The organism is Salinicola halimionae, assembly GCF_003206065.1.
Lineage (GTDB): Bacteria > Pseudomonadota > Gammaproteobacteria > Pseudomonadales > Halomonadaceae > Salinicola > Salinicola halimionae.
The window spans coordinates 171,576-186,473 of the sequence record NZ_PZJQ01000003.1; the positions used below are offsets into that span (position 1 = coordinate 171,576).

12 protein-coding genes are annotated in these 14,898 nt (G+C 61.7%); 7 read left to right on the top strand and 5 right to left on the bottom strand.

Translation table 11 applies throughout. From position 1 onward, the window contains the following. Positions 1-12: 12 nt before the first annotated feature. From serC to DOM27_RS05580, 3 genes are all read right to left on the bottom strand, one after another. On the bottom strand, positions 13-1,152 hold the full coding sequence (gene serC / locus DOM27_RS05570) for a 3-phosphoserine/phosphohydroxythreonine transaminase (protein ID WP_110655079.1): 1,140 nt from the start codon (positions 1,150-1,152) through the stop codon (positions 13-15). Positions 1,153-1,258: 106 nt separating this feature from the next. Further along, on the bottom strand, positions 1,259-4,048 hold the full coding sequence (gene gyrA, locus DOM27_RS05575; protein ID WP_110655080.1) for a DNA gyrase subunit A: 2,790 nt from the start codon (positions 4,046-4,048) through the stop codon (positions 1,259-1,261). A 161-nt stretch (positions 4,049-4,209) separates the two neighbouring features. Next, positions 4,210-4,641 (bottom strand): acyl-CoA thioesterase, encoded by a 432-nt coding sequence (locus DOM27_RS05580; RefSeq protein WP_110655081.1) that lies wholly within the window; start codon positions 4,639-4,641, stop codon positions 4,210-4,212. 143 nt (positions 4,642-4,784) lie between these two features. On the opposite strand from DOM27_RS05580, the gene DOM27_RS05585 reads away from it, so the two are divergent. Together DOM27_RS05585 and DOM27_RS05590 are read left to right on the top strand one after the other, a co-directional pair. After that, the gene (locus DOM27_RS05585) at positions 4,785-5,711 is read left to right on the top strand and encodes a recombination-associated protein RdgC (protein ID WP_110655082.1); all 927 of its coding nucleotides are present in this window, start codon (positions 4,785-4,787) and stop codon (positions 5,709-5,711) included. Continuing rightward, positions 5,708-6,985 carry a 1-acyl-sn-glycerol-3-phosphate acyltransferase gene (locus tag DOM27_RS05590; protein ID WP_110655083.1) on the top strand — a complete coding sequence of 426 codons (1,278 nt, stop codon included), beginning with the start codon at positions 5,708-5,710 and terminating at the stop codon, positions 6,983-6,985. The genes DOM27_RS05585 and DOM27_RS05590 overlap by 4 nt, the downstream gene beginning before the upstream one ends. A 172-nt stretch (positions 6,986-7,157) precedes the next feature. Here the strand turns inward: DOM27_RS05590 and DOM27_RS05595 are convergent, their stop codons facing one another. Beyond that, on the bottom strand, positions 7,158-8,609 hold the full coding sequence (locus DOM27_RS05595; RefSeq protein ID WP_245392603.1) for a TrkH family potassium uptake protein: 1,452 nt from the start codon (positions 8,607-8,609) through the stop codon (positions 7,158-7,160). A gap of 257 nt (positions 8,610-8,866) precedes the next feature. Between DOM27_RS05595 and DOM27_RS05600 the strand changes: the two genes are divergently transcribed. Then, positions 8,867-9,151, top strand: a complete 285-nt coding sequence (locus DOM27_RS05600; protein ID WP_110655084.1) for a hypothetical protein — start codon at positions 8,867-8,869, stop codon at positions 9,149-9,151. A 52-nt stretch (positions 9,152-9,203) separates the two neighbouring features. On the opposite strand, the gene DOM27_RS05605 is transcribed toward DOM27_RS05600, so the two are convergent. Further along, entirely contained in the window at positions 9,204-9,674 is a 471-nt protein-coding gene (locus tag DOM27_RS05605; protein WP_223162297.1) for a pilin, read from the bottom strand. A 389-nt stretch (positions 9,675-10,063) separates the two neighbouring features. On the opposite strand from DOM27_RS05605, the gene pilB reads away from it, so the two are divergent. From pilB to coaE, 4 genes are all read left to right on the top strand, one after another. Then, on the top strand, positions 10,064-11,791 hold the full coding sequence (gene pilB, locus DOM27_RS05610; protein WP_110655086.1) for a type IV-A pilus assembly ATPase PilB: 1,728 nt from the start codon (positions 10,064-10,066) through the stop codon (positions 11,789-11,791). Between the two features lie 93 nt (positions 11,792-11,884). Further along, complete coding sequence (locus DOM27_RS05615; RefSeq protein WP_110655087.1) at positions 11,885-13,138, top strand: type II secretion system F family protein; 1,254 nt, start codon at positions 11,885-11,887, stop codon at positions 13,136-13,138. Between the two features lie 194 nt (positions 13,139-13,332). Next, positions 13,333-14,208 (top strand): prepilin peptidase, encoded by an 876-nt coding sequence (locus DOM27_RS05620; protein ID WP_110655164.1) that lies wholly within the window; start codon positions 13,333-13,335, stop codon positions 14,206-14,208. Beyond that, positions 14,208-14,861 carry a dephospho-CoA kinase gene (gene coaE, locus DOM27_RS05625; protein ID WP_245392604.1) on the top strand — a complete coding sequence of 218 codons (654 nt, stop codon included), beginning with the start codon at positions 14,208-14,210 and terminating at the stop codon, positions 14,859-14,861. Before DOM27_RS05620 ends, coaE begins: the two co-directional genes overlap by 1 nt. Positions 14,862-14,898 lie beyond the last annotated feature (37 nt).

The following is a 14,898-nucleotide window of genomic DNA, read 5'->3' on the forward strand; positions in this document are numbered from 1 at the left end:
GTAACGCTGTGTTCAGCCGCGACGGCGCTCGAAGTCCTGCATGAAGGTTAGCAGCGCCTGAACGTCGGCCTCACTGACCGCATTGTAGAGGCTCGCACGCATCCCGCCGACGCTACGATGCCCCTTCAGATTGAGAAGTCCTGCCGACTCGGCTTCGCTCAGAAAAACGGAATTCAACGACTCGTCCGCCAGCGTGAACGGTACGTTCATGATCGAGCGGTTGACCGGTTCGATCGGGTTGGCGTAGAAATCGCTGGTATCGATCGCGGTATAGAGCGCCTCGCATTTGCGTCGGTTGATCGCCTCCATCTCCGCCAGGCCGCCGATGTCGTGCTTGAGCCACTGAAACACCAGTCCAGCCAGATACCAGGCGTAGGTCGGCGGCGTGTTGATCATCGAGTCGTTGTCGGCATAGACCTTCCAGCCCAGCAGCGAAGGCGTCTGCGGCAAGGCGCGCTCGAGCAGATCGTCGCGCACGATGACCACGGTGATACCCGCGGGGCCAATATTTTTCTGCGCGCCGGCGTAGATCACGCCATAACGACTGACATCCAACGGCGTCGACAGAATGGAAGACGACATGTCGCAGACCAGCGGCACCTCACCATTCGCCCCGCCGACTTGGGGAACGTAGTCGTAAGCCAGACCACCGATGGTCTCGTTATGACAGTAATGCAGATACGCCGCGTCGCCGGAGAGCGCGATCTCGTCTGGTCGCGGTACGTGAACGTAACCGTTGCCCCGGGTCGATCCGGCAATGTGAGAACCCGCGAGATGCTCATTCGCGATGCTCAGATGCTTATTCGCGAGATTCAGATGCTCGGCTTCCTTGATCGCCTTGCCGGACCAGATGCCGGTATCCAGGTAATTGGGTGTACCACCCAGACCCAGCAGATTGAGCGGAACGCAGGCGAACTGCATCGTCGCGCCGCCCTGCATGAACAGCACGCGATAGTTATCGGGGATCGACAGTAGATCGCGAAAGTCCTGCTCGGCCTGGGCGGCAATCGCCTCGAACGTCGGGCTGCGATGACTCATCTCCATCACCGACGCCCCCTGCCCGCGATAGTCGAGCAGCTCTTCACGAGCGCGTTCCAGAACGGCGGTCGGCATCGCCGCCGGGCCCGCGCAGAAATTATGCAGACGTTTCATTGCCTGGGTTCCTGAAGTTTGTCCAAAACGCATCAACGGCTGAGAACCCGCCTGAAAAAACGGCCATGCTCGCACCCCGGGCAAAATGGCCAGAGGCGCGATTTCCTCAGTCGTCGTCCGACTCACCATCAGTCGATTCGCTGCCGCTCGTTTCACCACTACCGACGCCATCGGCAGCGCCGTCGTCAGCAACCGAATCCGCATCGGCGCCCGAGTCGACCGCGTCACCCTCAACGGCTTCGCCATCGACCACGTCACCCTCGATCAGTTCGTCTTCCTGAGGCTCGTCGACGCGCACGGTCTTGACCAAATGCTCATCGTCACCCGTTCGGATCAGCGTGACACCCTGGGTATTACGCGAGCTGATCGAGACTTCGGCGACACGTGTGCGGACCAGCGTGCCGCGATCGGTGATCAGCATCATCTCGTCGCTCGAGCGCACCTGCATCGCCGCCACCAGCGCACCGTTGCGCGCCGTGGTCTGCATCGCGATCACGCCTTGGCCCCCGCGGCCGCGAATCGGGAATTCCTCGAGCCGGGTACGCTTGCCGTAACCGTTCTCAGAGCCGGTCAGAATGTAGATCTGCTCGTCGTTGACACCGTTGCTCTCGCCTTCGGCGACGTCCGGCTGACTGTCAGCCTCGGCGTCGGCATTGGCATCGATGGTCTGGCTCTGCGGGATGATCAGACTGATCACCTCGGCGCCACCGAGCAGACGCATGCCGCGCACGCCGCGTGCAGTACGGCCCATCGCGCGCACGTTGCCCTCCTCGAACCGGATCGCTTTGCCATTGGAAGAGAGCATCATCGCGTGATCCGAGCCCGAGGTGATCGCGGCGCCGATCAAGCGATCCCCTTCGTCGATATCGATGGCGATCAGACCGACGCTACGGGGGCGAGAGAACTGATCCAGCGAGGTCCGCTTGACCGTGCCGTTCGCCGTGGCAAAGAAGATGTAGCTGTCCGCGCGATACTCACGCACCGGCAGGATCGCGCTGATCGACTCGTCGGCGTCCAGCGGCAGCAGATTGACCAGCGGCTTGCCGCGCGAACCGCGGCTGGCGTTGGGCATCTCGTAGGTCTTGAGCCAGTACACCTTGCCGCGACTGGAGAACAGCAGCATGGTGTCGTGGGTCGAGGCGACCACCAGATGTTCGATGACGTCCTCGTCCTTCATGCTGGTCGCCGACTTGCCGCGGCCACCGCGCTTCTGTGCCTGATAGTCGGTGATCGGCTGAGTCTTGGCGTAACCGCCACGCGAAAGCGTGACCACCATGTCTTCTTCGGCGATCAGGTCTTCCATGGAGAGGTCGAGACGGCTGGTGTGGATCTCCGTCCGGCGCTCGTTGCCGTACTGATCGCGGACCGCCTCCAGCTCCTCGCGGATGACCTCGAGCAGCCGATCCGGCGAGGCCAGAATATGATTGAGTTCGGCGATTTTCTCGAGAATGCTCAGGTACTCGTCGAGCAGCTTCTCGGTCTCCAACCCGGTCAGACGGTGCAGCCGCAGCTCCAGAATCGCCTGAGCCTGCGCCGGGGAGAGCCGATACATTGCGCTGTCGTCGGTCAGGCCGTAGCCCTCTTCGAGATCCTCCGGCTTGCACGACGTGGCACCTGCTCGCTCGAGCATGCCGGTCACCTGCCCCGGCTGCCAATCGCGGCCCAGCAGCTTTTCCTTGGCCTCGGCGGCGTTGGGCGAGGCCTTGATCAGCTCGATCACTTCATCGATGTTGGAGATCGCGACCGTCAGACCTTCGAGGAGGTGGCCTCGCTCGCGGGCCTTGCGCAGCTCATAGAGCGTCCGGCGGGTGACGACTTCACGCCGGTGACGCACGAAGGCTTCGAGCAGCTGCTTGAGATTGAGCGTCTTGGGCTGGCCATCGTCGAGCGCGACGATGTTGATCCCGAACACGTTCTCGAGCTGGGTATGTGCGAACAGGTTGTTGACGACGACGTCGCCGGACTCGCCGCGCTTGATCTCGATCACCACGCGCAGCCCGTCCTTGTCGGACTCGTCGCGCAGTTCGGCGATGCCCTCGACCCGCTTCTCTTTCACCAGCTCGGCGATCTTCTCGATCAGCCGGGCCTTGTTGACCTGATAAGGCAGCTCGGTAATGACGATGTGGTCACGACCGCTCTTCTTGTCGAATTCGACGGTGTGCTTGGCTCGCACGTAAATGCGCCCGCGCCCCGTGCGATACGCCTCGAGGATACCCGCGCGGCCATTGATGATGCCGGCGGTGGGGAAATCGGGACCGGGAATGTACTCCATCAGGTCGTCGACCGTCAGGGTGTAATCCTCGATCAGCGCCAGACAGCCGTTGATCACTTCGACCATGTTGTGCGGCGGAATGTTGGTCGCCATGCCGACCGCGATGCCGGAGGCGCCGTTGATCAGCAGGTTCGGCACCCTGGTCGGCAGCACCTCGGGAATCCGCTCGGTGCCGTCGTAGTTGTCGACCCAGTCGACGGTGTCCTTCTCGAGATCGGCGAGTAGCTCATGGGACAGGCGCGACATGCGCACCTCGGTGTAACGCATCGCGGCGGCGTTGTCGCCATCGATGGAACCGAAGTTGCCCTGACCGTCGATCAGCACGTGACGCATCGAGAAGTGCTGGGCCATACGTACGATGGTGTCGTAGACCGCACTGTCGCCGTGGGGATGATATTTACCGATTACATCGCCGACCACGCGCGCCGATTTCTTGTAGGCCTTGTTCCAGTCGTTGCCGAGTTCGTGCATGGCGTAAAGCACACGCCGGTGGACCGGCTTCAAGCCATCGCGGACGTCAGGCAGTGCCCGCCCGATGATGACGCTCATCGCATAGTCCAGGTAGGACTGCTTGAGCTCATCTTCGATGTTGACTGGCAGAATTTCTCTGGCGATATCACCCATGGGTCGTCAAATCCTTTGCACCGCTGCCACGACCGGAGTCCGGCCGTGGCAGCGTTAATAAAGCCCCGGCAAGGCGACTGAGAGGCTCAGCCGCACAATCACGGGATCATACCATTTCAGGGGCTCCAAAGGCAGGCGTTGACGCGCTTTGACCGGGTTTTCTATGTCGCTTCGGGTGTCGCCACTACCAACGGCCCCAAACGCTCTGCCCATTCGCCCGTCATCGGGATCACCTGACCGCTCTGTTGATCGAGCAGCACGAATACCAGCGAGGCCGCCACCACCAATTCGCCGCTGCCGACGTGGGTAATCCGATGACCGACGATACCACTGCGCCCACCGATCCGGGTGAGGCACGTCTCGACCTCGAGATCGTCGTTCATCACCGCGGCACGGCGGTAGTCGATATTGAGGTTGACCGCGACCAGTGCCACGCCTTTCGCCAGCCCGTCAGCGAACTCGGGATGGGCATCGACGTAGGCCCAACGGCCCTCCTCGAGAAATTCCAGGTAGCGGGCATGATTGACGTGGCCGTAGCCGTCGAGATGAAAACCGCGAACGCGGACCTGGGTGACGGTAATGCGTGAATCCATGGAACCCCTCGGCTCAGTTGCAAGTTCAGAGCCCAAAAACATACGCTCGTTTGAAACTGGCGCGCAAATATCAAAGGTCCACCTCGGTGGTAACAGCTGGGTCATTTCGCCATAATATGCCTCCTTTCAAACGGAACTGGCGCATGTGGTTCAAGCATTGTCATCTGTATCGCTGCCATGACGTCGAGATTCTCTCGTTAGAGGATCTGGAAACCGCATTGGCAGAATTCGCATTTCGCCCCGTCTCGCCACGCGAGGCGCGTCGGGTCGGCTGGAGCGCGCCGGCCGGCCGTCGCAGTGAACAGCGCGCACACGAAATCCAGGGCCATCGGCTGTTGTCGATGCTGCGCCAGGAGCGCCTGCTGCCGGCAGCGGTGATCAACGACGAAGTCAACGAACGCAGCGAGGAGCGCGAGCAGGCCGAGGGCCAGCCGCTGTCGCGGCGCGAACGTCAACTGCTCAAGGAGCAGGTGATGGAGGAGCTGCTGCCGCAGGCTTTCACTCGCACGCAGCGGGTCGAACTGTGGTGGGACACTCGCAATCGCCTGATTGGCATCAACGCCTCCAGCCGCAAGCGCGCCGAAGAGGTGCTCGATCTGCTGCGTCAGTCGTTGGGCTCGCTCAAGGTCACCCCGCTGGCGACCAAGACGCCGCCGGCGCGCGGCATGACCCAGTGGCTGAGCGATCCGAGTAGCCGCCCCGAAAACCTGTTGCTGGGCGATCAGGTCGAGTTACGTGCCGCCGAGGACGACGGCGTGCTCCGCGCACGCAAGGTCGATCTGGACAGCGAAGAGATCCAGTCGCTGCTCGAGAACGGGCGTCAGGCGAGCCAACTGAGCCTGGGTAGCGAAGGTCAGCTCCGCGTCATGCTGCACGACGATCTGGCGCTCAAGTCGCTGCAGTTCGACGACGCGCTGCTGGACGAAGCCAGCCAGAACGACAATGGCGACGATCCGATCGTGAGTCTGGAGACGGACTTCGCGCTGATGTCGCAGACGCTTTCCACTTTCGTCGACCAACTCATCGAATGGCTGGGCGGTGAAGCCGACCCGGCAGCGCCGACACCATGACGCCCCGTTCCGATACCCACAACAGCACCGCGCCCGACGATCGCCCTGTGAACAACAACAGCGCCGCAACCGACGATCGTCCCGCGACCGGCAACACACATAGCGCCGAGGCGGCGATCGATCTCGATCGCTTCGCCGATATCCGCCCCTATCATGACGAAGAAGTCGAGGCCGTACTGGCCCGACTGGCGCATGACAGCGAGCTGCTGGATGCGATCACCCGCTTCCGTCTGCCTCGGTTGGCGCGCTTCGCCCCGCCGCTGGCGCGGGCGCTGGCGAGTTTTCGGCTACAGCGCGAGATGCGTGGCGTCAAGACCGTGCGCGACCTCCAGTTGCGAATCGCCGACTACATGGCGCACATGATCAGCCACACCACTCGCGGCTTTACGGTCGAGGGTCTCGATCGACTGGCCTCGGATCAGGCCTATCTGTTCATCGGCAATCATCGCGATATCGCCATGGATCCGGCCTTCGTCAATTACGCACTGTATAGCGAAGGCCACGACACCGTGCGCATCGCCATCGGTGACAACCTGCTGCAGAAACCTTTCGTCACCGATCTGATGCGGCTCAACAAGAGCTTCATCGTACCGCGATCGGTCAAGGGAAAACGCGCGATGCTGGCGGCATACCAGTCGCTCTCGGGCTATATCCGACATTCGATCACCGATGACAACCACTCGGTGTGGCTGGCCCAGCGTGAAGGCCGAGCCAAGAACGGCATCGATCGCACCGACAGCGCCATCGTCAAGATGCTGTGCATTGCCCGTCGGCTGGAAGAAGGCGACAGCGAGATCGGCAGCGCCGTACGCGAACTCAAGATCGTACCGGTCTCGATCAGCTACGAGTACGATCCATGCGCGATCAACAAGGCACGCGAGCTGCACGCCAAGGAAACCGACGGCGCCTACGAAAAGGTCGAGTTCGAGGACATCTTTTCGATCGTTGCCGGCATCACCGGCGACAAGGGCCGCGTCAAGCTCAAGTTCGGTACGCCGCTCCCCGGAGACTTCGACAACGCCGACCAGGTCGCCGAAGAGATCGACCGCCAGGTACTGGAAAACTACTCGACTTTCCCCAGCCACCAGCTCGCGCTGGCGGAGACCGGACTGGCGCCCGAACTGGTCGATTTGACCGGCGTGACCCCGGAAGACCGCGAGCGCTTCCAGGCGCAACTGGCCAAGGTCCCCGAGACGCTGCGTCCCTGGTGGCTGCTGCAATACGCCAATCCGATTCTGAACCGGGCCGGTAAGGCGCGCCCTCAGGACGCCTGACGCCCGGTCGACCTCGAGCATACCGTCTCCCGCCGCCATCGCCTCGCGATGGCGGTTTTTTTATGGGCGCTCGATAAGTGGCGACCGAAGAACCTCGATGCCAATGAAAAAACATTGGCGCCACCGAGCGAACGCTCGGGGCGATGAAAAACGTTCGTGACGATGACAGATGTCACTTGCGCCAGAAGAACGGCGTCATCAACACCAGCACGGTCAGGATTTCGAGACGCCCCATTAGCATGCCGATGGAGAGCAGCCACTTGGCGGCATCCGGAAGCGAGGCGAAGTTGCCGGCAGGGCCGATCGTCTCCCCCAGCCCCGGGCCAACATTGGCCAGCGCCGTGGCCGCGCCGGTAATCGCGGTGACCATATCGAGCCCCAGCGCCGCCAGTGCCAGTGACAGTACCGCCACGGTGAGGAAGAAGAAGAACGAGAAGGCGATGACGGCCCGCACCACCTCGTCGTTAAGCGGCCGGCCGTTGTAACGCTGGGCGAATACGCCGCTGGGATGCACCAGGTAGCGCAGTTGGTTGGCCAGCAGCAGACCGCCGATCTGAAAGCGGAAAATCTTCATGCCGCCACTGGTCGAACCGCTGCAACCACCGATGAACGTGATGAAGAAGAACGTCGTGACGGCCAGCGGCCCCCACTGGGTGTAATCCGCGCTGGCGTAGCCCGTAGTCGTCACCACCGAGATCACGTTGAAGGCGACATCCGTCAATGCCTGGAAAGGCGCATCGGAGAAAGCCAGCACCCGATAGAGCGTCAGCGCCGTGATCACCAGAAGCAGCAGCCCGACCAGCCCTCGCACCTGCTGGTCCTGCCACAGCGCACCCCGGCTATCTCGCAGCAGGCGAATATAGAGCACGAACGGCAGTGCGCCGCCGAGCATGAACAGACAGCCCAGCCACAAGATCAGCGGGTTATCGTGGTAGATACCGAAAGACGCGTCATAGTTGGCGAAACCGCCGGTGGACACCGAACTCATGGCATGCACGACGGCGTCCAGCGTGCCCATGCCCGCCAGCCGGTAGCTCAGGATCGCCGCCAGCGTAAAGCCGAGATAGATGATGGTCGACGCCTTGGCGATACCGCCGGCCCGCGGCAGCACCTTGTCCGACCAGTCGGAGGATTCGGTCTGGAACAGCCGCATGCCGCCGACCTTCAGGAACGGCAGGATCGCGATCGCCATCACGATGATCCCGATGCCGCCCAGCCACTGCATCAGCCCGCGCCAAAGCTTCAACCCATCCGACAGATTCTCGATCCCGGAGAGCACGGTGGAACCGGTGGTGGTGATCGCCGATACCGACTCGAATACCGCATCGGTGAACGACAGTTGCGGCGCACCCAGCACCAGCGGCAGGCTGGCGAAGGCGCTGATCACCGCCCAGCTCGACGTGGTCAGGATGAACATGTGGCGCGTCTTCAACTCCACCGGCGTGCGCCAGGTCCAGATCAGCAGCGTCGTCGAAACGCCGGCCACCAACCCCATCGACTTGAGAAACGCCCACAGATCAGGGTCGTTCTCCAACCCCAGCATGATCACCGGCGGCACCATGAACAGCGCCAATACGATCAACAGCAGCGCCAGAATCTTGAAAATTGGCTTGGCGTCTTGCAAGACTTCCTCCTGATCCCGTTACCGCTCGGCCGCCATCACTGCGACAAGCCGAATAAACCGCAGCGATAATAGGCCATCCCGACGCGCAAGACACGACCCGGACACCATTTGTTATCGATATGCCTTGCCCGAGACTGGCGGCACAAAGCCGCCGAAAGCTACGGACCGGATCCGCTCTGGGCCCGCAGCGAGATATGCTATGGTGGCGCCAATCAGCACTGCCGAACATGACCCGCCAAGCACGAGAGGAAAACCCCATGAGTTCCGCTTCGGAAATGCAGAAGACCCGCGTCATTCAGGAGCTTCGCGCCTTCATCAAGAAACTGCTGCAGGAACCCGGCATTCTCGAGAACTCGCTGACCATCGCCAAGCGCCACTCCGACGGCAGCAACGACGCCGCGGCCTGGGCGACCATCGCCAACGAAATTTCGGATACCACCAGCGTGCATATTCCGGAAGACCCGGCCGAGCACTCGGAAGCGGACCGGCTGTTTCTGGAGGTGTTGCGGGAAGTTGTGGGGGAAGAGAAGGCGCTTTATTGAAGCCTACGATTCTTTGAACAAATAGGGGCCGGCAGACGCCGGCCCCGACTATTCAAGGCGTTGTCGTAGTTCCTTCACAGCTATCAGGAACCGCAGGATCACCGGCATCTATAGATGTTGCACAAGTCCAGCCCCCACTGCCACTGCGAGTCAGAGTCATAGTGTCGTTGGCAGTGCCATAAGGGCCATCTTGGAATGTATAGGTTAGTGCCGCTCCCTCAAGCACGCCGTTTTCCCTTGTACCAGAAGTAGCGGTGATAATACCTGTGTAGTCCGTCGAATCGAGGCCTAAGTCGCTTAAGTCAGTCGCAAGCTGTCCGTTCTCTTGAATATATAACTCAGCGGGCGTTTGTAAGCCTTTCAGAGTCGCCAGACCAGACGCCACCTGAGACCTCGCCACATAGTTCTGATACTGCGGAATCGCGATGGCGGCGAGGATGCCGATGATCGCGACAACGATCATGAGTTCGATCAGGGTGAAACCGCCCTGCCGGCGTGACATATTCTTTCGTGATTGCTGCATCGTGGTTCCCTGCCTTGCTGTTTGTTGGATCGATCGCTGAATCGATCGTTAAGCCAATTGTCGAACCGCTCGGCGTGATCCCTTCGTCATTCCCCGCCGTGCGCCCCCGAATTTTGCGTTCTGCCCGCCTGCCTTGTTCAAGTTCATCGCGCCCCGCTGAACCCGCCCGAGACACTTGAAATCCGCACACGCACAGATACACAAAATTACCTTTGATGACACATCAGTCGCTTTATCGGCCGATTGCGAAGAATACTTAAAGAAAAAATGGTCTTCGCCGATAGCTAAGCTATCCGAACACGATATTCGACTAGCCATTCGGGTCGTTGTTGGCCCGCTTTCAGACCATTTGCCTGCGACTCCACCGCTACACTGGGACACCCAATTCCATGCCGGACGCCATCGCATCGCGCGCGCAGAGCAGTCTCGCCCAGCGCTTTATCGAGCAGCAGTTGATCAGCGCGGAGGCATGCGAACAGGCATTTCACGAAGCAGCCAGCAAACAGCTGACGTTGCTGGAATTCCTGATTCGCGAAGGCCGGGTCGATGCGCGTGAGGCCGGCATCCTGGCAGCGCGCGAATATGGCCTGCCGTTCATGGACCTGAAGCACGTCGACTGGGACAAGTTGCCGATCATCGAACCGGTGGCGGACAAGGTCATTCGACGCTTCCAGGTACTGCCGTTGGCTCGCGACGATCGCCGCCTCACCGTGGCGATCGCCTTCCCCGCGACGCTAGCGAGCCTGGACGAGCTGCAGTTCACCACCGGTCTGGCGATCGAGGGCGTACTGGTGCCGTTCGATCAGTTGGAACGGGCGCTGGCCAAGCGCTACCAGCACCACGAGACCTCCGGCATGCTGGAAGCGTTGGGAGAAGCCAGCGAATCGCTGACGCTGGATACCAGCGAGGCCGACCTGGCGAGCGAGGCCGCTGCTTTCGACAAGGGCGGGGAAGACGACGAACCGGTGGTGCGCTTCGTCAACAAGATTCTGCGCGACGCCATTCATCGCGGCGCGTCGGACATCCACTTCGAACCCTATGAAGCCAGCTACCGGATTCGCTTTCGCATCGACGGAATGCTGATCGAGATCGCCCGCCCGCCGCTCAACCTGCGCACCCGTCTGGCGGCCCGCCTCAAGGTCATGGCGCGGCTGGATATCTCCGAACGACGCCTGCCGCAGGATGGCGCGATGAAGATTCGCCTGGATGCCCAGCGTGCCATCGATTTCCGCGTCAACACGCTGCCGACCGTGTTCGGCGAGAAGATCGTGCTGCGTCTGCTGGATGCCCGGACCGCCAGTTTCGGTATCGATGCGCTGGGCTTTGCGCCGGATCAGCGCCGTCTATTCGAGGCCGCGCTGGCCGAACCCCAGGGCATGATTCTGGCCACCGGCCCCACTGGCAGCGGCAAGACGGTGACGCTCTACACCGGCATCAATCTGCTCAATACCGAGGAGCGCAACATCTCGACGGCCGAGGACCCGGTGGAACTCAAGGTTCCCGGCGTCAATCAGGTCAACGTGCAGCCGCGTATCGGCCTCGATTTCGCCAGCGCGCTGCGTGCCTTCCTGCGCCAGGATCCGGACGTGGTGATGGTCGGCGAGATCCGCGATCTGGAGACCGCCGAAATCGCAGTCAAGGCAGCGCAGACCGGTCACCTGGTGCTGTCGACCCTGCATACCAATTCCGCCGCCGAGACGCTGACGCGCCTTCGCAACATGGGCGTCGCGAGCTTCAATATCGCAAGCTCGGTGTCGCTGATCATCGCCCAGCGCCTGGCGCGCCTGCTTTGTCCGCGCTGCAAGGCCCCGGCGGAAGTCCCCTTGGATGTACTGCGGGGGGAAGGCGTCTCATCGGAGCTGCTGGCAAGTGCCACCCTTTACCGCGCCGTGGGCTGCGATCACTGCACGCTGGGCTACAAGGGGCGCATCGGGATCTATGAGGTCGTGGCGGTGGACGACGCCATGAGCCAACTGATCATGACCGATAGTCACGCTCTGGAACTGGCCCGTGCGGCGCGTAATGCCGGCTTCCCGGGGTTGCGGCAGAGCGGGATCGACAAGGTGCTCCAGGGCCTGACCAGCCTCGAGGAGATCAACCGCGTAACGACAGACTAAAGGCACCGACTAACAGCACCGACTGACGACGAACGCGCTCGTCGCAGGTCGGGTTTCCACTTTTTCCGTCGATTCACTGTCAGGAACGCAATCATGGCGACCACGCTCAAGTCAGCCAAATCGTTGAAGCCCTCCAAATCGCCAAAGCGAGTGGTGATGCACCGCTGGCAGTGGCGTGGAAAGAATCTGCGTGGGGAAGCCGTCTCAGGCGAACTCATTGCCAGCGATATCGGAGAGGTCCGCAGTGAGCTGACGCGCCAGAAGATCATCGTCAAGCGCATCACCCGCAAGACCGGAATGTTCGGTCTGGGCCGGATCAAGTCAAAGGACATCACGCTGTTCTCGCGTCAGCTGGCGACCATGATCCGCGCCGGCGTTCCGCTGCTGCAAGGCTGCAAGGTCGTGGCCGAAACCCTCAAGAACCCGGCCATGCGCAATCTGGTCGAGACGTTGGCCAACGATATCAGCGCCGGCTCCAGCTTCTCGGAAGCGTTGGCCAAGCATCCTTCGCGATTTGATCGCATGTTCGTCAACATGGTGGCGGCCGGCGAACAGGCCGGCGCCCTGGACAAGATGCTCGAGCGTGTCGCCAGTTATCGCGAGAAGGTCGAGACGCTCAAGAGCCGGGTCAAGAAAGCGCTCTACTACCCGACTGCGGTGGTTCTCGTAGGTCTGGGGGTGACCGCCCTGCTGCTGGTCAAAGTCGTTCCTCAGTTCCAGAGTCTGTTCAACGGTTTCGGTGCCGAACTGCCGGCGTTCACCCAGTTCACCGTGCATCTCTCCGAACTGACCCAGGCTTATTGGTGGCAGGCGATTCTGGCAGTAGCGCTGGTCATTTTCGGCCTACGCCAGGTGATGAAACGCTCTCCTGCCTTCACCTATCGCGTTCATCAATTGGCACTCAAGCTGCCGGTGATCGGCAATATCGTCGACAAGAGTTCGATCGCGCGCTTCTCGCGTACGTTGGCGACGACGTTCAATGCCGGCATCCCGCTGGTCGAAGCGCTCGAGACCGCCGCAGGGGCAACCGGTAACCAGGTCCACCAGCGTGCGATCGCCAGTATTCGCGAAGACGTCGGTACCGGCCAGCAGCTCAACTTTGCCATGCGCCGGACAAAAATCTTCCCCGTGATGGCCATCCAGATGGTCAGCATCGGCGAGGAGGCCGGCGAACTGGATACCATGCTCGACAAGGTGGCGGAGTTCTACGAGGAAGAGGTCGACAACCAGGTCGATGCGCTGACGTCATTGATGGAGCCGTTCATTCTGGTGGTGTTGGGAACGCTGGTCGGTGGGCTGGTGGTGTCGATGTATTTGCCTATTTTCCAGATGGGTTCCGCCATCTAGGGTTGTTATTCATGACTGCGCGCATCCGCCGCGTTGTTGCCCGCCACCTCGAAATCCTCACGGACAACCGCGTCCGCTCCGGGTTCTCGGCGTCGGGCGCCTAGCGGCAAAAGCGCTCGACAATGAATCTCGACCTCAGCGCACTCAAAAGCCAGCTTTCATATGCGTTACCCTTAGCGCTGACTATTTATTCGATGTTCGTGGAGCTTCCGTTGTCCGACCTTCCCCCTCTATTTATCTGGCCGCTGGCGTTTCTATTCGGCGCGGCGCTTGGCAGCTTTCTCAATGTCGTCATCGTACGGCTGCCGGTGATGCTGATGCGGCGGTGGCGAGCCGAGGCGCTGGAAGCCCTGGAGCAGCCGACGGAAGCCAACGCGCCTTACAACTTGGCGACGCCACGCTCGCACTGCCCGAGCTGCGGCCATTTCATCGCCTGGCACGATAATCTACCGCTGATCGGCTGGCTCAAGCGTCGCGGCCGCTGTGCGGCCTGCGGCACGTCGATCAGCGCCCAGTATCCGCTGGTCGAACTGGCCTCGGCGCTACTGACGGTGGCAGTCATCGCACTGCACGGTTTGAGCTGGCAAAGCCTGTGGTTGATCGGCGCCTGCCTGACGTTGTTGACCCTGGCCGTCATCGATTGGCGAACCCAACTGTTGCCGGATGCATTGACCTTGCCGCTACTCTGGGCCGGACTGCTCTATCAATGGCTGTTCGACCAGCTGATGCTGGGTAGCGCCGTGCTGGGTGCGGTCGCCGGGTATCTATCGCTGTGGTCGGTCTACTGGCTATTCAAGCTGACCACCGGCAAGGAGGGCATGGGCTACGGTGACTTCAAGCTGATGGCGGCGCTCGGCGCCTGGTTAGGCTGGCAGAATCTGCCGCTGCTGCTGTTGCTTTCCGCAGGCCTCGGCGCAATTGTGGGCTTGATCCTGATCGCCTCGCGACGGCAGAACCGAGACCAGTCAATGCCGTTCGGGCCCTACATCGCGCTGGCCGGGTGGATCTCGCTGCTGGTCGGCGCTCCGCTGCTGGCCGGCTATCAGGCGTTGCTGATGGGAGGCTGGTAATGCACACGAGCGGTACGCAAAGCGAAGCCGAGACCGCCACCCTGGTGGTCGGGGTTACCGGCGGAATCGGCTCGGGCAAGAGCGCGGTGGCGGATGCCTTTGGCGCGCTGGGGATCGGGTGGGTCGATGCCGACCAGGTGGCGCGGGAAATCGTCATGCCGGGTGAACCGGCACTGGCCGCTATTGCCGAACGCCATGGTCCGACGATCCTGCAGCGGGACGGCACGCTCGACCGACGCGCCCTGCGCGCTCGGATATTCGACGACGAGGCGGAACGCCGGTGGCTGGAACACGAGACCCACCCGCGTATCCGTCAGGGTCTGATGAGGCACCTGGAACGGCTGGCCGGCAGCGGCGCGCCGTACTGCCTGCTGGTCTCGCCGCTGCTGATCGAGTCAGGGCAGCGCGAGCTGGTCGATCGGATTCTGGTGGTCGACGTGCCGCAGGAACTCCAGATTTCCCGCACCCTGGCACGCGATGGTGTCGATCGACGTCAGGTGGAATCCATCATTGCCGCCCAGAGCCCGCGGGAACGTCGTCTTGCAGCCGCCGATGACGTCATCGACAATGGACGCGACCACCAACATCTACTCGAACAGGTCGCCCGGCTGGATATCCGCTATCGTCAACTGGCTCGTTCACGGGAACGATAGCGGCCGATACCCAAGCCGCCGCGCCAATCTCCGACAT